Source organism: Acinetobacter sp. 1424608 (genome assembly GCF_000588255.1).
In the GTDB taxonomy this organism is placed as follows: domain Bacteria; phylum Pseudomonadota; class Gammaproteobacteria; order Pseudomonadales; family Moraxellaceae; genus Acinetobacter; species Acinetobacter nosocomialis.
Window position 1 is genome coordinate 176411 of the sequence record NZ_JFXL01000002.1, and the last position, 19823, is coordinate 196233.

The window sequence follows — 19823 nt, forward strand, 5'->3', positions numbered from 1 at the left end:
ATTTTATATTTGTAGAGAACAATGTTTTATCCCTTACCTCGAAAAATTCAGTTAGCCGCAAGTACTTCAAATTGGCCTATTGAATCTAGGCAAAGCATATTGCTCCTAGTCAGGCTAGATGATCTTGAAAATATATCTGTTTGGGCGCATCAGCCATTAGCCGATCATTTAGAAATGCTAAGCAAAAGAGCGCAAGCACTCGAAATTCCGGTCATGATGATTCAGTCATCTCAACTTCAACAGACCATGTTACAGCTTGGGCAGCACTTGTCATCAAACACTCAGGCACAGGTAATTATGGCGGGGAATTTATCACCGCTATTTAAGCAAGTCATGCAGCTTGTTTTATCCATTACCGATTATGTCGCTGTTGTAAATGATGCAATCTTGGCGAGTAGTTTAGAGCAGCATATACAATGGATTGAAAAAATCAGTTTTGACCATATTCAACATATAAACACGCAAACTTTAATGCGCTTATGGTCTTTAAGTGCACCGTCATCACAGGTGTTGTCTGATAAAGGAATTTTATTGGCAGTTGCTGAACAGGTAGGGCGGCATCCAATGGAAATTCATCCCGAAATAGATTTAAGAAACTATGGTTTAGATGCTTCGGGAGTCAATTATTTGGTGGAATTATGGCGTGCTAATGGTGCGAGCCTAACTATTGATGAGCTGATGCAAACTCCTACATTGCAACATATTATGCAGTTATTGAAGCGCTAACCGGCTTTAGCCGTAATGTGATTCATAATATTTGAAAATTCTGTCGTTAATTTACCCGAACGGCATTGTAATTCGGACGTAAGCTTTTTATTATTGCCCGCTTGTTTTTCATCTTGCCTTGGGAATACAACTTTGAGTGATTTTCTAAGTGAACATCTGATCTATCGTGATGATGATTTTATGGTGATTCATAAACCTTCGGACATCTTGAGTGTCCCTGGTAAGGGTGATTTACATGACAGCGTTTTGACAAGACTGGTGGCAATTGAACCACGAACTTTGCTCATTCACCGCCTTGACCGTGATACTTCGGGTATTTTGGTTTTTGGGTTATCTAAGCGTGGACAGAGTGCGATTGCACGCCAATTTCAAGACCGTCAAACTTCGAAAATATATGAAGCGCTAGTTGCTGGTCATTTAGAGGGTGAAGGGACAGTTGATATCCCTGTCGTCTATGACCCGAGTCGACCACCTTTACATATTGTCGATGCTTCTCATAACAAACCTGCTTTAACACATTGGCAGGCAATTGAACATTTCCAGATTCAAGGGCAACCGGTTACGCGTGTCAAATTAACACCGATTACCGGTCGTTCTCATCAACTCCGTGTACACATGCAATATCTGGGACACCCGATTGTAGGTGATACATTGTATGCAACACCGGAACAATTACTTGTTCCTCGTCTGTGCTTGCATGCTAAACAGTTAAGCTTTAATCATCCTGTCACAGGGGAATCATTAACTTTTAACTGTCCTGTACCGTTTTAATGTAAAAACTTTCGATGAGTAATTTTTGTAGCAAAACAATTTAATTAGTTTTTGCTGCAAAATTTTGCTTTAAAGACTACATAAAAAGATGCAAAAATAAGCTACTTTGCATCGTACAATATGTAGTGCGAACTTGAGAAAAAGGTGGAAAAATTGCAGCAGTATGCTATTGGTCAACGTTGGCTATCAGATACAGAGACTGAGCTCGGTTTAGGTGTTCTTATTGATGTAGATGAAAGATCTGTCAGCATTTTATTCCCCAAGAGCGATGAAACGCGTGTTTATGCACGCAACAATGCACCGCTTTCTCGTATCATCTTTAATGTAAATGATGAAGTTCAAGACCAAGAAGGCAATAAGTGGAATGTCGAGTCTATTGAAGACCGTCATGGTGTTTTGCGTTACAACGTGGTTCGTACTTTAGAAAATGGCGAGCAAGAACGTAAAGCGCTAAACGAAACACGTATTGGTGCACAAATTCAATTATCAAAACCTTTAGATCGTTTGCTCGCAAGCCAGATTGATTATAAAGAGTGGTATGACCTACGCATTGAAGCAATGCTGATGCAGGCGCAAATGCAAACCAGTCCATTACGCGGCTTGGTTGGGGCGCGTGTAGGTTTAATTCCGCATCAGCTCTATATTGCACATGAAGTCGGTAAACGTTTCGCACCGCGTGTTTTACTTGCTGATGAAGTAGGTTTAGGTAAAACAATTGAAGCTGGTTTAATTATCCACCAACAGCTTAAAACCGGCCGTTCTGAACGTATCCTGATTTTAGTCCCTGATTCTCTTCAGTATCAGTGGATGATTGAAATGCGTCGCCGTTTCAATTTGCAATTTTCTCTGTTTGATTTAACCCGTACCGCATCTATTAAAGAACATGATCCAGAACTTAACCCGTTCTTAACTGAGCAATGCATTATTGCCAGCGTCGACTTGATGGTGGACCATGACGATTTGCGTGAGCAAGCATTAGAAGCTGGTTTCGATTTACTCGTCGTCGACGAAGCACATCACTTGATGTGGAGCGAAGAAGAGGGTGGTAACGATCGTTACGACTTGGTTGAAGAGCTTGCTGAAAATACGGCAGGGGGATTGTTGCTTTCTGCAACGCCTGAACAGCTGGGTGTAGAAAGCCACTTTGCGCGCTTACGTTTGTTAGATCCACAGCGCTTTAGTAGTTTAGAGCGTTTCTTGGATGAAGAAGCTCAATATCAGCAAACTGCGCAAGTTGCAGAAGTGCTTATGTCGGATGAACCTTTAACTCAAGAGCATTTAACTGCTTTAGAAGGTTTGTTAGGTCATTCAATTGAAGACCAACCTGAGCAACGTTTCAGAGCGATTCATGAGTTGTTAGACCGTCACGGTACAGGTCGTATTTTATTCCGTAATACGCGTGAAGCGATTCAAGGCTTCCCTGGCCGTGATTGCCAACCTGCGCCTTTACCTGCGCCAGCAGATTGGTCAAAAGACGGTAAATTACGTGAGCAAATGTGGCCAGAAGAAGCACAAATTGATGGCTCATGGATGCAAAATGATCCGCGTGTACCGTGGTTAATGGAAATTCTACGTAAAGAACTTAAACATAAAAAAGTTCTTTTAATTGCACGTAGTGGTCCTGTAGTTGAATCTTTAGAAAGCGCACTTCGTTTGCATGCAGGTATTCGTACTGCAATGTTCCATGAAGGCATGAGTTTACTTGAGCGTGACCAAGCAGCTGCTTACTTTGCAGAAGAAAGCTATGGTGCTCAAATTTTACTGTGTTCTGAAATTGGTTCAGAAGGTCGTAACTTCCAGTTTGCGAGTGATCTCATTTTATTTGATTTGCCTGCAAACCCAGATGTTTTAGAACAACGTATTGGTCGTTTAGACCGTATTGGTCAAGAAAACCGTATTCAAATTCATGTACCTTACTTAATGGGCACCGCTCAAGAGCGTATGTTCCTTTGGTACAATGAAGCATTAAATATTTTTAGCAATATTTCTCCGACAGCTCAAACGCTGCAAGAAAACTTTATTGTTGAATTAAAAGACTGCTTACTTTCAGATCAAGGCCAAACATTCGAAGACTTACTCGAAGAAGTCAATGTTCAACGTCAAGCTTTAGAAACAGAGTTACAAGCTGGTCGAGATCGCTTGCTTGAATACAACTCATGTCGTCCTATCGTTGCACAAGAAATTGTTCAAGCCTTAGAAGACTACGATGACAACACAACATTACCTATGTTTGTGAAGCGTTTTATGTCTTCAACCAATATCGATTTTGATGAGCAAAGTAACGGTACTGTTATTATTCGTCCGACAGACCAGATGCAAGTTCAAGGTTTGGCACTAGACGAAGAGGGCATGACAGCTACCTTCTACCGTGATCAAGCACAAATGCGTGAAGACGCTCAATACCTGACTTTAGAGCATCCGTTCATTGAAAGTGTAATGGAAATGATCCGTACACAATCCTTCGGTAGTACTAATGTTGCTGTTCTTAAGTCAAATGCATTAAAGCAAGGTTCTGTATTACTTGAAGTTTGGTTTAAAGTTGATGTAGTTGCACCAAAATCTTTGAACTTGCCATCAAGCTTGCCAAAACAGCTCATTCGCGTGTTGTTAAGTGAAAATGGTCAGGACTTGTCTGAAAAGATCGATCCAACCATTTTAAAACCATATTTGCACCATTTAGATGGCAATAGCTGCCGCCAAGTGGTTAAAGCTCGCCGTGAAGTAATTGAAGAGCGTTATAGACAAGCACTTGATATTGCTAAAGTAGGCTTGCCACAGTTACAACAGCAGGCAAAAGAGCATTATGGTAGTAAATGGCAATACGAGATTGACCGCTTAACTTATTTAAAACAGTTCAACCCAAGTATTCGTCAAGACGAAATTGAGCGCTTAAAGAAGTTGCAAAAAGAAGGCTTGAGTTTACTCGATGGCTTAACTGTAACTCCGGAAGCGATTCAAGTACTTGTGGTGGTTAAACCATAAGTAAGCAATCATAAAAAAGCGCCGTTACGGCGCTTTTTTATTGAGTAAAATTTAATTAAATCATTCTGGCATCTTTTAATTCTAGTTTTAAATACGCATAAAAGATTGGTGCTGCAATCAATCCACCTAAACCAAAAATTGACTCAAAAATTAACATTGCCAATAAAATTTCCCATGCATTGGCATTAATTTTATGTCCAATAATTTTCGCATTAATAAAATATTCTAACTTATGTACTAATACGAGATAGAGCAGAGCAACGCCTGCTAGACCGAGTGAAACCGTCAATGCAGCAATAAAAGTGAGCGTATTTGAAATTAAGTTGCCTAAAATTGGAATGAGACCAAACAAAAAAGTAAGAATGGTTAAGGTTTTGGCGAAAGGGAGGTGAACACCCCAAATCGGCAATATTACAAACGCAAATAATATAAACAGCAGCGTATTAATTGCTGAAATTTTAATTTGAGCAAAAACGACGTTTCTAAAAGAAATTGATAACTTTTGAATACGTTGGATGAGTAAAGACTTAAATATAGGCTGTGGTGTTCGACGGTGAAAGCCATGAATAGCCACCAAAATACCAATAATAAGGCCCATAATCATCGTTACGAAGTTATGTAAGATATCGGAACTGGCATTTTTTAATGTAGTTACGTTATCTTTCATAAACGCAAAAATTTCATCTTTTAGTTCTGTAACGCTGTCTGGAATATAACCTGGAAGATATTTGCCAATTTCGGTTTGTAAGTGTAATAGCGTTTGATCGACTTTATTGTTGATATTATGGATACCTACACCTTTTAAGTCATAAACCACAAAGCTAATTAAACTTGTAATGAAAAAGGCGATGAGTGAAACCGTGATAATACTGAGTAAAATACTAATAAAAATGCGGGCTCTTTGACCATCAATATAACGTTCAACAATAGAGCTTAAACTAATAATAATTTCATAAATGAGAAAGCCAGCAAAAAAGCTTGCTAAGAGATGCAAGGGGATAACCGAAAGCAAAAAAATGCCCATCAGAATATAACTTGCAATCAGGCTTTGACGATTACTCAAACTTTGCATGTGAATCCCTAAATATCGTGGGGAAATATGGGTATGTATTGCTAGAATAATAATTACTTATACTCTTGCATGTTGGTTGCTTCAATCTACGAATTATATTTTTATCAAGAAACTGGTATATCTGTATAAAAAATGGCTTGTAAAATCACAAACCATTTTATGTTGAATTTATCGTATTTTTGCTTCGTCTAGATGACGGGCACCTTCTAAAATCATTCTTATCATAATCATGGTTTGTTCTGCGACTTCTGCACGTTGATGAACCGGAAGATCAATCACCTTAGCACCCATATGAAATACAAGTTGCGTAATTGCTTTTGCAACGAGTTCTGGATGGTATAGATGGTTGTTGTTTAATCGCTCTAGACGGATTAAATCTTCTTGTAGTTCTTGCTGGAAGAAGTTGAGCTGGCGGTCTACAGCAGCTTTATAAGAAGCTGAACCTGTAAAGCCTTCGCGTAACAACAGACTTAAATTACCTTCATCTGCATCAAGCTGTTGAAGAAAAATCTCTACAGAACTACGAATAATACTGTCTTGAAAAGATGCCCGTAGACGAGCTTGACGAATAATCTTACGTAAAACGATACCTGCACGGTCAATGAGTGAAATGGCTAATTCATCAATATCTTTAAAGTGGCGATAAAAGCTGTTTGGTGCGATACCAGCTTCTCTCGCAACTTCACGTAAGCTGAGTGAGGCGATACTTTTTTGTGGACCAATCAGGTTAAGTGCAGCCTGAAAAAGTTCCTCTTTAGTAATCGTCGCTTTTCTTCCAACAGAACGCGTTACTGTTTTTATTTCAATGACATCTTGTGAAGAGCTTGTGTCATTTTGGCTCTGAGAAAGTGAGGTTTGGGTCATGCTTTTCAATATATTCTTAAACTCTCTGGATTATAGCGTTAGACAGGGAACTTGTGAAATTGTAATTAAAAGTACGGGTGTATATACAAATATATATACATGTGTATAATAATTAAAAAAGAGCGACAGAGCCCTCAGTTATGCAAGCAATCGAAAAGAGAAATTCTCTATTCAATTCATTAACACAAGCCGTATTTGATAAAGATATGGCGAGTTTCTGGCTACAAAAAATAAATCCCTTATGGTCTGTACAGCACGGACTCGTTCAAATTGTAAAAAAAGAATTCGTAGCTCATGACACTGTGAGCCTTACTTTAAAATGCAACCGTTTGGTCAAAATGGGAGCAGCAGGTCAGCATCATCCAGTGATTGTTGAAATTGCGGGCCGCCGTTATGAACGTACTTATAGCTTGACACAAATCGATGCAGAGCACTTACGTTTAACCGTTAAAAAAGTTGCTGATGGTGTTGTTAGTAATTGGTTCATTGCTGAAAGTAAGATTGGTGATATTTTTGAGCTTGGTCAACCTTATGGTGATATGCAACAAAATATCCAGACACCAAAATTAATTATGTTAGCTGCTGGTAGTGGTATTACACCAATGTTGAGCTTAATCACAGCAATTAAGCAAAGCCAGCAATTAGAAAAAGTGCAGGTTCAGCTTTTATATTGGGTAAAACAGCGTTCTGATGCTGCTTTTACAGAGTATTTCGAGCAAGTGGCTGAACAAAACCCAAATTTCAGCTATCAGGTGTTTTACACACAAGAAACACCAAATGATGAGCGCTTAAATGCCCAACATCTTGCTTTGGTTGATGATATTGAAAACAGCACGGTCTACGCATGTGGTCCATCTGGCTTTGTTTCAACTGTCGAAGAGCTTTTTGAAAAAGCACCAGCCGTGCTTACTGAAGCGTTTAGTTTAAGCAATGCAAGTTCTGCAGATGATGTCGGTTATGTGAATGTCACATTAACTCAGTCTAATAAAGTGATTGCAATTCCTAAGGGACAATCGATTTTGGTGAGCCTTGAGCATGAAGGTGTTAAGCCAACACACGGTTGCCGTATGGGAATTTGTAATAAATGTGTTTGTAGTAAAACGCAAGGTTCTACACGTAACCTACTAAACGGTAGTCAAAATACGGAACCAAGCCAGTTACTTAAAATTTGTGTGAATTCAGCACAATCCGATCTAGTTATTGATCTTTAAGAGAGACCTCTTATGAATATGCCAGTGAAAGTCGAATATTTTAAAAATCCTAAAAATCGCGATTTGACTCCAGCAGAACTTGAAGCATTTGCAAAAGAGCTTGACCAGATCAAACAAGAAGTATTGGATGATTTGGGTGAAAAAGATGCAAAATATATCCGTCGTGTTTATGCTGCCGTTCGCTATAGCAGTCTTTTAGGACGAGCATGCTTATTTGCAGGTTGGTTCCCACCAGCATGGATTTTGGGTACAGGTCTATTAGGTTTCTCTAAAATTATGGAGAACATGGAGCTTGGCCATAATGTTATGCATGGTCAATATGACTGGATGAATGATCCAAAATTTAATGGCCAAACTTATGAGTGGGACACGGTAGGTACATCTGATAACTGGCGCCAAACTCATAACTATAAACATCATACTTATACCAATATTAAAGGTATTGATGATGATATTGGTTATGGCTTACTCCGTTTATTCCCTGAGCAACGTTGGAAACCAGGGTTTTTACTGCAACCGATTTATAGTATTCCATTTTGCTTATTGTTCCAGTGGGGCGTAGCAATTCAGAATCTTGAAATTGGGCGTGTGCTTTATAAACGTAAGACCAAGGCACAATTTTTAGAAGAGTTAAAACCAGTGAATAAAAAAATTGGTAAGCAACTTTTTAAAGACTATGTTTTCTTCCCTCTCATTGCAGGGCCAGCAGCTTTACCAGTATTTACGGGTAACTTAGTCGCTAATGGTCTTCGTAATATCTGGACATTCAGTATTATTTTCTGTGGTCACTTCACAAAAGATGCAGAAGTATTTCCAAAATCTGTTTTACAAGAAGAAAGCCGTGGACACTGGTATATGCGCCAAATTCGTGGTTCTTCTAACTTAACAGGTTCTGAGGCATTTCATATTTTGTCTGGTCACTTAAGTCATCAAATCGAACATCACTTATTCCCAGATATTCCTGCTCGTCGTTATCGTCAAATGGCTCCAAAAGTTGAAGCAGTTTGTAAAAAATATGGTTTGAACTATAACAATGCCAGCTTTGTTAAACAGTTCGGTCAAGTGGTCGGGCGTATTGCAAAATATGCTTTCCCATTTAAAAAATAATATGAAAAAGCCCTGAGAGTTCAGGGCTTTTTTTATTTCTTTTTAGAAATCCACATCGTAATAGTGGCATGGAATACCTTGTCTTTGTGAGTGTCGTAAACATCTACATTAACTAAATATTCTCCAGCCTTTTCCCAATCATAATTCGCGTGTACAGGCGCTGCTACAGCAATAAGATCCGTTTCTGCCTTTTTTAAATATTCAACAGTCATGCCTTTTGGAATCCAGCGATGAGTAGAAGGGACAGTAACTTCTGTCATAGTTCCACCTGCGAGTTCTGCCATATTACACATGGCAATTGCATGTACTGTTCCAATATGGTTAAGCACAGAACGCTTCTTTTTGATGGAAATTTCGCAATAATTCGGTTTTAACTCAATAAAAAGAGGGGAAATACTGCCGAAATAAGGTGCTTTTAGGCACAGCATGCGAGAGAAAGTCCACTTTCCTTTAGGGAAAGCAGTGACTTTATTCCAGAGTTCTAATGTTGTTGCCATAATTAATTTTCCTTTAATTTGAAAATACAGAATATTATTCTGTTAAAGAATATAGTTCTGTTTACAAATATGCGTCAAGTCATTCAAAATATCTCCGATGACTGGTCAGAGAATACAAAATGGTGTCTGCTCAAAATTTATTAGAACGTTTGTATCCCGGAAGAAGGGCTGCGTTAAAACGACAAATATTGTTAGATGCTTTAGATTGTTTTTTAGAGCATGGCATTGAAGCGACTAGCATTGAAATGATTCGTGCCAAATCAGAAACGAGTGTTGGAGCGGTTTATCACCATTTTAAAAATAAAGAGGGAGTCGTCGCGGCTTTATTTTTTTCAGCTTTAGATGATCAGACAGCATTAAGAGATGAATATTTAAAACAGGCCAAAACATTACAAGAGGTGGTATTTGGTTTAATTCATAGTTATGTAGACTGGGTAAGTGAACAACCCGAATTTGCAAAATTCTTAATTACTGCTCATTTCAATATTATGCAAGGGGAAGAACAGCAACAACTTGCTCAAAAAAATAAAAGTAGAAACAAAAAGATATTCAGCTTGATTGCAGATTTTGAAGAATTTAAAGCTTTCCATATGATTCCACATGAACTTTTGCTGTCACTGGTCATTGGTTCTACAGAAAGTTATTGTCGTGCGTGGTTATCACAACGTGTAAAGTCTGACCCTAAAATCTATAAAGACTTGTTAGCCAAAGCAGCATGGAGTTCATTGCAAGATTTATGTTTAGAACAATAATGTGGAGTATAAAAAAACCGCATTAAGAATGCGGTTTTTTAGTTTGAAAAATAATTATTTAAACTGGATTGAACCATTTGCATTTACGGTAATTTTAGACTCCCCAGCAGCCATATCTTGAGCTGGGGCTGCAGCTTCGGCCAACGCAAATTTAGCCATACTTGCACGCATTACAGGCTGAGGAAAATAGTTATTCGTGTTTAGGTTTAGATTAACTAACGTGTATTGGCTCTTATTCCAAGCTTGAGTCAACATTTGAGCACGTTGCTGAAAGCTTTTTGACGCTTCAACCATTAACTCGTTTTCAACTTTTTTACGTTGCTCATCTGAAACACTAAAATTAATGGATTGAGTTTGAAAGCTTTGTTGTAACTCATTAATTAATTGGCTTGCTGCTTTAAAATCTTTACTTTCTAAACGGATTTCTGCACGGCCACGCCATTCTTTTAATTTGTTACTGTCATTGTCATAAATTGGATAAGTGCTTTGAGCACCGGTTTCCACTTTTACCTGTGGATATTTGCGTGAAGTCGCCAGTGCTTGATTCATTAACTGGTTAATTTGATTTGAAAGTTCAGCAGGCTGCTTGTTACTTTTTTCAATATATAACGTTGCATGCATTTCATCGTTAGATACCTGACGAGAAGCTTCTGCTTGAACATTTACAATATTGTAGTGAAGTGCATTATCATCTTGGGCAAAAACCATAGGGCTGAGTACCGTACCAAGGAGAAGAGTAGATATTGCTAAAGTACGCATAAATTTATCCTTTAAAAATTAATATAAATTTAATTTTTTTCATTAAGAAATGTTAAACATAAGTTATGCATAACTTTTGCAGATTTTGTGGGGTATTTGTAATATTTAAATCAAGTTTTTTAATTTTTGGCGCAGACAAAAGCTTTAAAAAATAAAAACTTAAAAAGAAAGTATTTCAATGTAACTTAAAAAATCAAACTAATATAAAAAAAGAATATTTTCTTTAGGTTGTCACATAGTATGATGATAATTCATCATAACTATTGGGATAATACATTTTTTCAATAAGATTAGATGAGTAAAGTACACAAAAGACGTTTTTTTTCTTGCAAAATTAGGTATCATCGCGCTCCTAGTTACAAGATATAAAATATGTGTCTTCGCTAGTTCTATAAAGCACCGAGTCAAAGGACCAAAAGTCACCAGACTTATTTCTTTCTACCCTTATCAGAGATGGTAATCCGATATGAGCGTTACTTCTGTCACCCCTGCCACTAATGCTACTAACGAATATTATTTGACTCGCCAAAGTCAAATGGAATCGAATGTTCGTAGCTATCCACGTAAATTACCGTTAGCGATAGCGAAAGCACAAGGTTGCTGGGTTACTGATGTTGAAGGTACACAGTACCTTGATTGTTTAGCTGGGGCAGGTACATTGGCTTTAGGTCATAATCATCCTGCGGTGATTCAAAGTATTCAAGACACATTGGCAAGTGGTTTGCCATTGCATACTTTAGACTTAACCACACCTTTAAAAGATGCGTTTACTGAAGCGTTGTTAGCATATTTACCAGGTGGTAAAGAAGAGTATTGCTTACAGTTCTGTGGTCCTGCTGGTGCAGATGCGACTGAAGCAGCAATTAAACTTGCTAAGACTTACACTGGTCGTAGTTCAGTAATCAGTTTCTCTGGTGGTTATCATGGTATGACCCATGGTTCACTGGCAATGACTGGTAATTTAAGTGCGAAAAATGCAGTTAATGGTTTAATGCCAGGCGTACAATTCATGCCATATCCGCATGAATATCGCTGCCCACTTGGTTTAGGTGGTGAAGCTGGTGTTGATGCTTTAACTTACTATTTTGAAAACTTTATTGAAGATGTTGAAAGCGGTGTAACTAAGCCGGCTGCTGTCATTCTTGAAGCAATTCAGGGTGAAGGCGGTGTTGTTACAGCTCCAGTAAAATGGTTGCAAAAAATCCGTGAAGTAACTGAAAAGCACAACATCGTTTTAATTTTAGACGAAGTTCAAGCTGGCTTTGCACGTTCAGGCAAAATGTTTGCATTTGAACATGCAGGTATTGAACCTGATGTTGTCGTAATGTCTAAAGCAGTAGGTGGTGGTTTACCACTTGCAGTATTAGGTATTAAACGTAAATTTGATGCTTGGCAGCCTGCTGGTCATACGGGTACTTTCCGTGGTAACCAACTTGCTATGGGTACTGGTCTTGTCGTATTAAAAACGATTAGCGAACAAAATCTTGCTCAAAATGCGCAAGAGCGTGGTGACTTCTTACAAGCTGAATTGAAAAAATTAGCTACTGAATTCCCATGTATCGGTAACGTACGTGGCCGCGGTTTAATGATCGGCGTTGAAATCGTTGACGAGCGTAAACCTGCTGACCGTATCGGTTCTCATCCTGCTGATTCTCAGTTAGCGGCTGCGATCCAAACTGCTTGCTTTAACAACAAGTTATTGCTTGAAAAAGGCGGTCGTAACGGTACAGTAATTCGTTTACTTTGCCCACTCATCATTACTCAAGAAGAGTGTGTTGAAGTAATTGCCCGCTTCAAGAAAGCAGTTGCAGAAGCATTGGTTGCAGTACGAGGCGCTTAAATATGGTGGATTTTGCAGAACATCGTAAAGCGTTACTCTGCAATGATGCACAATCCATTGCTGACTATGAGTCAGCAATGGGCGAAGCGGTAAAAGCCGTTTCAGCATGGTTGCAAAATGAAAAAATGTACACAGGCGGTAGCATTAAAGAATTGCGTTCAGCAATTTCTTTCCAACCTTCAAAAGAAGGTATGGGTGTACAACAATCTCTTCAACGTATGATTGAGCTTTTCTTAAATAAAAGCTTGAAAGTACACCATCCACATTCATTAGCGCATTTACACTGCCCAACTATGGTGATGAGCCAGATCGCGGAAGTGTTAATCAATGCAACTAACCAGTCTATGGACTCATGGGATCAAAGCCCGGCAGGTTCATTAATGGAAGTTCAGCTGATTGATTGGTTGCGTCAAAAAGTAGGTTATGGTTCTGGTCAGGCAGGTGTTTTCACTTCTGGCGGTACTCAATCTAACTTGATGGGTGTGTTGCTTGCTCGTGACTGGTGCATTGCGAAAAACTGGAAAGACGAAAATGGTAATCCATGGTCTGTACAGCGTGATGGTATTCCAGCTGAAGCAATGAAAAACGTCAAAGTCATTTGTTCTGAAAATGCGCATTTCTCTGTGCAAAAGAACATGGCAATGATGGGCATGGGCTTCCAGTCAGTTGTAACTGTACCTGTGAATGAAAATGCTCAGATGGATGTTGATGCTCTCGAAAAAACGATGGCGCATCTTCAAGCCGAAGGTAAAGTTGTTGCTTGTGTTGTTGCGACAGCAGGTACAACCGATGCTGGTGCAATTGATCCATTGAAGAAAATTCGTGAAATCACAACGAAATATGGTTCATGGATGCACATCGATGCTGCATGGGGCGGTGCACTGATCTTGTCAAATGACTATCGTGCAATGCTTGATGGTATTGAGTTGTCTGACTCGATCACCCTCGACTTCCATAAGCATTATTTCCAAAGCATTAGCTGTGGTGCGTTCTTGTTAAAAGACGAAGCGAACTATCGTTTCATGCACTATGAAGCTGAGTACTTGAACTCTGCTTATGACGAAGAACATGGTGTACCTAACCTTGTGTCTAAGTCATTACAAACGACTCGTCGTTTTGATGCATTAAAATTGTGGATGACAATTGAATCACTTGGTGAAGACCTATATGGTTCAATGATTGACCATGGTGTAAAACTGACTCGTGAAGTTGCAGATTACATCAAGGCAACTGACGGTTTAGAGCTTTTAGTTGAACCACAATTTGCTTCGGTATTGTTCCGTGTTGTACCAGAAGGTTATCCAGTTGAGTTTATCGATAGCTTAAATCAAAACGTAGCAGACGAATTGTTTGCACGTGGTGAAGCAAATATCGGTGTAACAAAAGTTGGTAATGTACAGTCATTGAAAATGACTACATTAAGCCCTGTTGTAACATTTGAAAATGTTAAAAACCTTTTAGCTCAAGTATTGGCTGAAGCTGACCGCATTAAAGATGCGATTGCTTCTGGTAATTACGTACCACCAATCGACTAATTGAGTTGATACTAAAAAAGCTCGGTTTATTGCCGGGCTTTTTTATTACATATTATTTTTATTAAAAGTGTGCATCGGAAAAGACTAATATGCACAAAATATGCATATTTTCAAAAAACAAAAATAATTATGCATGATTTATGGGGAGCAAATTTCTTATTGTATTGGTAGGTTCCAGATATTTTGGGTTGTATTGATATATCAATATCGCACTTACTTTAAATAATCCCGCTTTAACTGAAAAAAGTAAGTGGCTGTAATTACAATTAAGACAAGGAAGAAGAAATGCAACAAGCGAATATGCTCAATGAATTTAAACTCATTATTGGCGGTCAACGTTGTTCAGGTGAACAAGGTGAACTAGAAATTCTTAACCCTGCTACTGGCTTAACTGCTGCACGTTGTGCAAAAGCATCAGTTGCGCAGGTGAACCAAGCAGTGAGTGCAGCTAAACAGGCATCTAAAGCTTGGCAACAAATCTCGCATGATGAACGTAAATCAATCCTAAATAAAATTGCAGATGGCATTGAAAAGCACGCTGAAATGCTCGCAGAGCTGGTTGTTCTTGAACAAGGTAAACCACTGGCACTTGCACAAATGGAAGTGCAGGGTGCAATTGGCTGGACGCGTTATGCGGCTTCTATGGATTTACCGGTAGAAGTAATTGAAGACAGTGAAACTAAGCGTATTGAGCGCCATCGCCAACCCTTAGGTGTAGTGGCTTCTATCACCCCTTGGAACTGGCCACTCATGATTGCAGTTTGGCACATCATGCCTGCATTGCGTGCGGGTAATGTTGTGATTAGCAAACCTTCTGAATACACACCACTATCGACTTTACGTTTATGTGAAATCATTCAGCAAGAAGTTCCGGCTGGTGTAATCTCAATTGTGGTTGGAGCTGGTGAGATTGGCGAAGCATTATCTTCTCATCCAGATGTGCAAAAAGTTGTCTTTACTGGCTCAACTCGAACTGGTCAGCACATTATGGCTGGGGGAGCTCAACAGCTAAAACACTTAACTTTAGAGTTGGGTGGCAATGATGCTGGTATTGTATTGCCAGATGCAAATATCGATGAAATTGCAGCTAAGATTTTTAATATGGCGTTCTTAAACGCTGGTCAAACATGTGCGGCATTGAAGCGTTTATATGTACATGAAAGCCAATATGAGGCTTTATCTCAAAAGTTAGCTGATATTGCCAACGCTCAAGTGGTGGGAGATGGTATGGCATCTTCTACAACATTTGGTCCAGTACAAAACCAAATGCAATATAACAAGGTGAAAGCTCTTATTGCTGAAGCGATTGAACAAGGTGCAAAAGCACTTTCTGGACAACAACAGCTACCAGAGCAAGGCTACTTTATTGCGCCAACTATTTTGACTGAAGTTTCTGACTCTTGTCGCGTGGTGCAAGAGGAGCAGTTTGGTCCAGTGTTGCCTGTTTTAAAATATACCGATATCAACGATGCAATTGCCCGTGCCAATGACAGTGAGTTTGGCTTAGGCGGTTCAATTTGGTCTTCTGATCTTAAAGCCGCACAGACCTATGCTACGCAGCTTCAATGCGGAACGGTTTGGATTAATACCCATGCAGAAGTGTTGCCTCATGCACCTTTTGGTGGCTGGAAAATGTCTGGCTTAGGCGCTGAATTTGGTTTGGAAGGTTTGCTTGAAAATACGATTGGGCAAACGGTCCATATTAGTAAAATCTAAATATTAATTTTAAGGCGGATTTAGTATCCGCCTTTTTATTTTCACTTTTAAGAGTGAAAAGCTGAGTTATTTTATTGAGAGTGATGATAGCTCATGCTTTTAGGCTTGATTAAAAAATGATTCTGTTCTTTAATTTTTTTCAGAACAATGTAAGACTTTATATGGCCTATAAAATTGTAAGAAAGTAATCTTTCAGTCACAAATTGAGAAAGCTGCTCTAAATTTTCAGCAACGACTTTTAAAATAAAATCAGCATCACCACTAATTGAAAAAGCATCCTGAATGTTATCTTCAGCGTCAATCAGCTCTTGAAAAGCTTGTTGTGATTTGGCTTCGTGTGTTCTTAAATTTATGTGAATCATTGCTGTAACTTCAAGCCCTAGCGCCTGTTGCTGGATGCGTGCCGTGTAGCCAAGAATCACGCCCTTTTGCTCAAGCAATTGACGTCGTCTTGAACATTGAGAAGCAGATAAACCGATTAAATCTCCAATTTCCTGATTGGTGAGTCGTCCATTCTTTTGTAGTGCCTGAATGATTTGCCAGTCGAACTTATCCATTGCATAAAATCCTTTTATGATACACAAATCATGTATTTTTATTAAAATGCGTTTTCATTATGCACGAAATCTAAAAGATAGATGAAATATTATTTTTCTATGGAATAAAAATTGGTCTCAAAGGATATAGAGCAATGTTCATAGAAATTGGTGAATTTTTAAATCTTCGTCTAAAACAAATGGGTATCCAACATCTTTTTGGTGTACCTGGTGATTTTAACCTCTCATATCTAGAACAAGTTGAAGCAGACCCACAGCTCGAATTTATTGGAAATTGTAATGAATTAAATGCTGCCTATGCAGCAGACGGTTATGCACGAATTAACGGTTTTTCTGCCTTGGCTACGACTTATGGTGTAGGTGACTTAAGTGCCATTAATGGTATTGCTGGTGCCTATGCAGAAAATGTACCTCTTATTCATATCTCAGGTATTCCACCTTTACATGCAGTTCAAAAGGGCACTTTAATTCACCACACGCTTGTCGATGGTAACTATGACAATATTATGAACTGTATGAAAGAGTTCACAGTTGCCCAAACTCGTTTAACTCCTGCAAATGCAGCTTCTGAAATTGATCGTGTGTTACGTCAGTGTTTCCTTGAACGCCGTCCTGTACACATCCAACTACCTGGTGATATTACCCACGTTAAAATTGAAGTGTGTGAGCGTCCGCTCGACTTAAGTTATCCAGCTGTTGAGCCTGAATTATTGCAAAGTGTGGTGAGCAAACTTTGTGACATTATTGAGAATGCTCAAAGTCCAGCGCTTTTAATTGATAATGAAGCTTCAGTTTTTGGCGTAACTTCACTTTTAAATGATTTATCTCAAAAATGCTCAATTCCATTTGCAGGTATGAATACTGCAAAAAATATTATGGATGAAGGTTCACCTCGTTATATCGGAACTTATGTTGGTGGGGCAAGCCAACCGCATGTGAAAAATATCATTGAACAATCTGACTGTTTAATTGGTATTGGCGCGCGCTTTACCGATGTAGGCTCAGCTGTATTTACTCATCAAATTGACATCAAGAATTACATCGAAATTAAATCTTATGGCTTAAATATTTTTGGTCAGGATTTTCCGGGTATTGAAATTGGACAATTACTTGTCGAGCTAAATAAAAAAGTTGCGCCACGTAAATCGTCAGTACCTCTTCTTGAAAAACAACCTCAGAAAGTAATTGAAGCTCCAGCGCAACAGAAGCTTAGCCAAGATGTGCTTTGGAACTACATTTCAGGGTTCTTAAAAGAAGATGATGTAATTATTGGTGAGGTAGGGACCTCAAACTCTGCTTTGTCAGGTATAAAGTTGCCTGCTACCGCTAAATATATTGCACAGCCGCTTTGGGGTTCTATTGGTTACACCTTACCGGCTTTGCTTGGTAGTTTGTTGGCTGCCCCTGAACGCCGTCAAATTTTGTTTATTGGTGACGGTTCGTTCCAGCTTACGGTACAAGAGCTTTCTACGATTATCCGTCATGGTTTAAAACCTATTATTTTCTTGCTGAACAATGGCGGCTATACCATTGAGCGCTTAATTATGGGTGAAAACGCTGCCTATAACGACGTGCAAAACTGGAAATACACTGAAATTCCAGCGGTATTTAACGGTAAGAAAGGCCATACAACTTATGTGGTTGAAACCGCAGGGCAGTTAAAGAGTGTTCTAGACAACGTTCAGCAAAATGACCAGTTAACTTTTATTGAATTAAAACTACCAGCAATGGATGCCCCGGTGAGTTTGAAAAAATTTGCTTCTGTGATTGCACGTTTTGATTACGGCGATCGTGGCTACGAAATTTTAAAGGAGCGTTCCCAACCTATTAAATGTAAGGATGCAAGCTCGTTTTAAATAGAAGATAGGACACGTCTTCTCAAAATTAAATGGACTCATATTAAAGCAATTTATGTCCGAAGGTCGGTTTCTGATCTTCGGATGTGGTGCTGAATAAAGGTGTACAGGAAGTGACACCAACATTGGAGATAATGTTATGGATGCAAACAATAAGCACGAGTTAAAACAAGGCTTATCCAATCGACATATTCAACTCATCGCACTCGGAGGGGCGATCGGAACTGGGTTATTCTTAGGTCTTTCTCAAACAATTAAATTGGCTGGTCCTTCAATTTTATTAGGATATGCAATTGCAGGAGTGATTGCCTTTTTAATTATGCGTCATTTAGGTGAAATGGTTGTTGAAGAACCGGTAAGTGGTTCTTTTAGTTATTTTGCGAACAAATACTGGGGCAAAATGGCTGGTTTTATGTCTGGTTGGAACTACTGGGTGTTGTATGTACTGGTAAGTATGGCCGAACTGAGTGCAATTGGCACGTTTATACAGTTCTGGTGGCCTGAAATTCCAACATGGATGACTGCATTATTTTTCTTTATTTTAATTAACGGCATTAACTTGGTAAATGTCCGCTTTTTTGGGGAATCCGAGTTCTTATTTTCCTGCATTAAAATTGTTGCGATTTTAAGTATGATTGGCTTCGGTGCTTATCTTTTACTTTCAGGCTCAGCAGGTCCGCAAGCAGGTGTTGCAAATTTATGGCAACACGGTGGTTTCTTTCCGCATGGTATTCATGGCTTTATTATGGCTTTGGCTGTCATTATGTTTGCATTTGGTGGTTTAGAGCTTATTGGTATTGCAGCGGCAGAAACCAAAAAACCTGAAACAACAATTCCAAAAGCAGTGAACCAGATTGTGTACCGCATCTTGATTTTTTATATCGGTGCAATTGGTATTCTTTTATGTCTTTATCCTTGGAATATGGTGGCAGAAGGCGGTAGTCCATTTGTCTTAATTTTCCAGTCACTCAATAGTAATAGTGTTGCCAATGTTCTGAACTTTGTGGTTTTGATTGCTGCTATTTCGGTTTATAACAGTTGTATTTATTGTAATAGCCGTATGTTGCATGGTTTAGCAGAGCAGGGTAATGCGCCAGCAATTTTGAAAAAAGTAAATAGCCGTGGTATTCCAGTTCCGGCGGCAGTTGTGTCTGCATCAATCACAGCAGTCTGTGTGGTGGTGAACTATTTAATTCCTGGCCAAGCTTTTCAGCTCTTTATGATGTTGGTTGTGGCTGCGCTTGTTATTAATTGGCTTATGATTTCAGTCACGCATTTGAAATTTACCAAAGCAATGAAATTGCAAAAGCGTCAAACCAAATTCCAAAGCATTATGAGCCCATGGAGTAATTATTTAACTATTAGCTTTGTATGTTTCATTCTCATTATTATGGCAATGACTCCAGATATGAGACTGGCTGTGATTTTGGGGCCGATCTGGCTTGCTGTTTTAGCCATTATGTATTTCTTGAAGTACCGTAAAAAAATGGTCCCAATGCCAGAAGTACAATCAAACTGATAAGCTTAATTTACGGTGATATTGCGGTTATCTGACAAAAAGCAGGTAACCGTTTATCT

Annotated in this window: 16 protein-coding genes; 11 read left to right on the forward strand and 5 right to left on the reverse strand. The window is 38.9% G+C overall.

All coding sequences use genetic code 11. From position 1 onward, the window contains the following. The first annotated feature begins 21 nt into the window (after window positions 1-21). The 3 genes from J678_RS07540 (at window position 22) to rapA (ending at window position 4479) form a co-directional block, all read left to right on the forward strand. Window positions 22-726 (forward strand): isochorismatase, encoded by a 705-nt coding sequence (locus tag J678_RS07540; RefSeq protein WP_017394318.1) that lies wholly within the window; start codon window positions 22-24, stop codon window positions 724-726. A gap of 132 nt (window positions 727-858) precedes the next feature. Beyond that, on the forward strand, window positions 859-1497 hold the full coding sequence (locus J678_RS07545) for an RluA family pseudouridine synthase (protein WP_001279315.1): 639 nt from the start codon (window positions 859-861) through the stop codon (window positions 1495-1497). Between the two features lie 144 nt (window positions 1498-1641). Then, the gene (rapA, locus tag J678_RS07550) at window positions 1642-4479 is read left to right on the forward strand and encodes an RNA polymerase-associated protein RapA (protein ID WP_032027228.1); all 2838 of its coding nucleotides are present in this window, start codon (window positions 1642-1644) and stop codon (window positions 4477-4479) included. A gap of 55 nt (window positions 4480-4534) precedes the next feature. On the opposite strand, the gene J678_RS07555 is transcribed toward rapA, so the two are convergent. Together J678_RS07555 and fabR are read right to left on the reverse strand one after the other, a co-directional pair. Further along, window positions 4535-5551, reverse strand: a complete 1017-nt coding sequence (locus J678_RS07555) for an AI-2E family transporter (RefSeq protein ID WP_002052593.1) — start codon at window positions 5549-5551, stop codon at window positions 4535-4537. A gap of 168 nt (window positions 5552-5719) precedes the next feature. Further along, entirely contained in the window at window positions 5720-6415 is a 696-nt protein-coding gene (fabR, locus tag J678_RS07560; protein ID WP_004707630.1) for an HTH-type transcriptional repressor FabR, read from the reverse strand. Between the two features lie 140 nt (window positions 6416-6555). Between fabR and J678_RS07565 the strand changes: the two genes are divergently transcribed. Next, window positions 6556-7626 (forward strand): ferredoxin reductase, encoded by a 1071-nt coding sequence (locus tag J678_RS07565; protein WP_017394316.1) that lies wholly within the window; start codon window positions 6556-6558, stop codon window positions 7624-7626. 12 nt (window positions 7627-7638) lie between these two features. Further along, complete coding sequence (locus tag J678_RS07570) at window positions 7639-8733, forward strand: fatty acid desaturase family protein (RefSeq protein ID WP_002052591.1); 1095 nt, start codon at window positions 7639-7641, stop codon at window positions 8731-8733. A 32-nt stretch (window positions 8734-8765) separates the two neighbouring features. On the opposite strand, the gene J678_RS07575 is transcribed toward J678_RS07570, so the two are convergent. Then, complete coding sequence (locus tag J678_RS07575; RefSeq protein WP_017394315.1) at window positions 8766-9230, reverse strand: hotdog fold domain-containing protein; 465 nt, start codon at window positions 9228-9230, stop codon at window positions 8766-8768. Window positions 9231-9349: 119 nt separating this feature from the next. Here J678_RS07575 and J678_RS07580 point away from each other — a divergent pair, with 119 nt between their 5' ends. Then, a complete protein-coding gene (locus J678_RS07580; protein WP_017394314.1) occupies window positions 9350-9982 on the forward strand; it encodes a TetR/AcrR family transcriptional regulator in 633 nt (210 codons plus the stop codon). A gap of 54 nt (window positions 9983-10036) precedes the next feature. On the opposite strand, the gene J678_RS07585 is transcribed toward J678_RS07580, so the two are convergent. Continuing rightward, on the reverse strand, window positions 10037-10741 hold the full coding sequence (locus J678_RS07585; protein ID WP_002052708.1) for an SIMPL domain-containing protein: 705 nt from the start codon (window positions 10739-10741) through the stop codon (window positions 10037-10039). Window positions 10742-11207: 466 nt separating this feature from the next. Between J678_RS07585 and J678_RS07590 the strand changes: the two genes are divergently transcribed. The 3 genes from J678_RS07590 (at window position 11208) to J678_RS07600 (ending at window position 15832) form a co-directional block, all read left to right on the forward strand. Then, the gene (locus J678_RS07590; protein ID WP_031959613.1) at window positions 11208-12581 is read left to right on the forward strand and encodes a diaminobutyrate--2-oxoglutarate transaminase; all 1374 of its coding nucleotides are present in this window, start codon (window positions 11208-11210) and stop codon (window positions 12579-12581) included. Window positions 12582-12583: 2 nt separating this feature from the next. After that, window positions 12584-14116: a pyridoxal phosphate-dependent decarboxylase family protein gene (locus tag J678_RS07595; RefSeq protein WP_004707641.1), complete on the forward strand. Its 1533-nt coding sequence runs from the start codon at window positions 12584-12586 to the stop codon at window positions 14114-14116. A 285-nt stretch (window positions 14117-14401) separates the two neighbouring features. Beyond that, window positions 14402-15832, forward strand: coding sequence for an aldehyde dehydrogenase family protein (locus J678_RS07600; RefSeq protein WP_032010284.1), 1431 nt, complete (start codon window positions 14402-14404; stop codon window positions 15830-15832). Window positions 15833-15903: 71 nt separating this feature from the next. Here J678_RS07600 and J678_RS07605 read toward each other — a convergent pair whose 3' ends face one another. Further along, window positions 15904-16389, reverse strand: coding sequence for an Lrp/AsnC family transcriptional regulator (locus J678_RS07605; protein WP_017394312.1), 486 nt, complete (start codon window positions 16387-16389; stop codon window positions 15904-15906). Window positions 16390-16523: 134 nt separating this feature from the next. Here J678_RS07605 and J678_RS07610 point away from each other — a divergent pair, with 134 nt between their 5' ends. Then, window positions 16524-18245 (forward strand): alpha-keto acid decarboxylase family protein, encoded by a 1722-nt coding sequence (locus tag J678_RS07610; RefSeq protein WP_017394311.1) that lies wholly within the window; start codon window positions 16524-16526, stop codon window positions 18243-18245. Window positions 18246-18384: 139 nt separating this feature from the next. Then, on the forward strand, window positions 18385-19764 hold the full coding sequence (locus tag J678_RS07615) for an amino acid permease (RefSeq protein WP_017394310.1): 1380 nt from the start codon (window positions 18385-18387) through the stop codon (window positions 19762-19764). Window positions 19765-19823: the final 59 nt, after the last annotated feature.

Excerpts from the sequence above, each read along its gene's own strand:
- J678_RS07585 (WP_002052708.1), bottom strand. The coding sequence starts at position 10,741 with ATGCGTACTTTAGCAATATCTACTCTTCTCCTTGGTACGGTACTCAGC.
- J678_RS07610 (WP_017394311.1), top strand. The coding sequence starts at position 16,524 with ATGTTCATAGAAATTGGTGAATTTTTAAATCTTCGTCTAAAACAAATG.
- J678_RS07540 (WP_017394318.1), top strand. The coding sequence starts at position 22 with ATGTTTTATCCCTTACCTCGAAAAATTCAGTTAGCCGCAAGTACTTCA.
- fabR (WP_004707630.1), bottom strand. The coding sequence starts at position 6,415 with ATGACCCAAACCTCACTTTCTCAGAGCCAAAATGACACAAGCTCTTCA.
- J678_RS07555 (WP_002052593.1), bottom strand. The coding sequence starts at position 5,551 with ATGCAAAGTTTGAGTAATCGTCAAAGCCTGATTGCAAGTTATATTCTG.
- J678_RS07580 (WP_017394314.1), top strand. The coding sequence starts at position 9,350 with ATGGTGTCTGCTCAAAATTTATTAGAACGTTTGTATCCCGGAAGAAGG.
- J678_RS07605 (WP_017394312.1), bottom strand. The coding sequence starts at position 16,389 with ATGGATAAGTTCGACTGGCAAATCATTCAGGCACTACAAAAGAATGGA.
- J678_RS07600 (WP_032010284.1), top strand. The coding sequence starts at position 14,402 with ATGCAACAAGCGAATATGCTCAATGAATTTAAACTCATTATTGGCGGT.
- J678_RS07595 (WP_004707641.1), top strand. The coding sequence starts at position 12,584 with ATGGTGGATTTTGCAGAACATCGTAAAGCGTTACTCTGCAATGATGCA.
- J678_RS07615 (WP_017394310.1), top strand. The coding sequence starts at position 18,385 with ATGGATGCAAACAATAAGCACGAGTTAAAACAAGGCTTATCCAATCGA.
- J678_RS07575 (WP_017394315.1), bottom strand. The coding sequence starts at position 9,230 with ATGGCAACAACATTAGAACTCTGGAATAAAGTCACTGCTTTCCCTAAA.
- J678_RS07590 (WP_031959613.1), top strand. The coding sequence starts at position 11,208 with ATGAGCGTTACTTCTGTCACCCCTGCCACTAATGCTACTAACGAATAT.
- J678_RS07570 (WP_002052591.1), top strand. The coding sequence starts at position 7,639 with ATGAATATGCCAGTGAAAGTCGAATATTTTAAAAATCCTAAAAATCGC.
- J678_RS07565 (WP_017394316.1), top strand. The coding sequence starts at position 6,556 with ATGCAAGCAATCGAAAAGAGAAATTCTCTATTCAATTCATTAACACAA.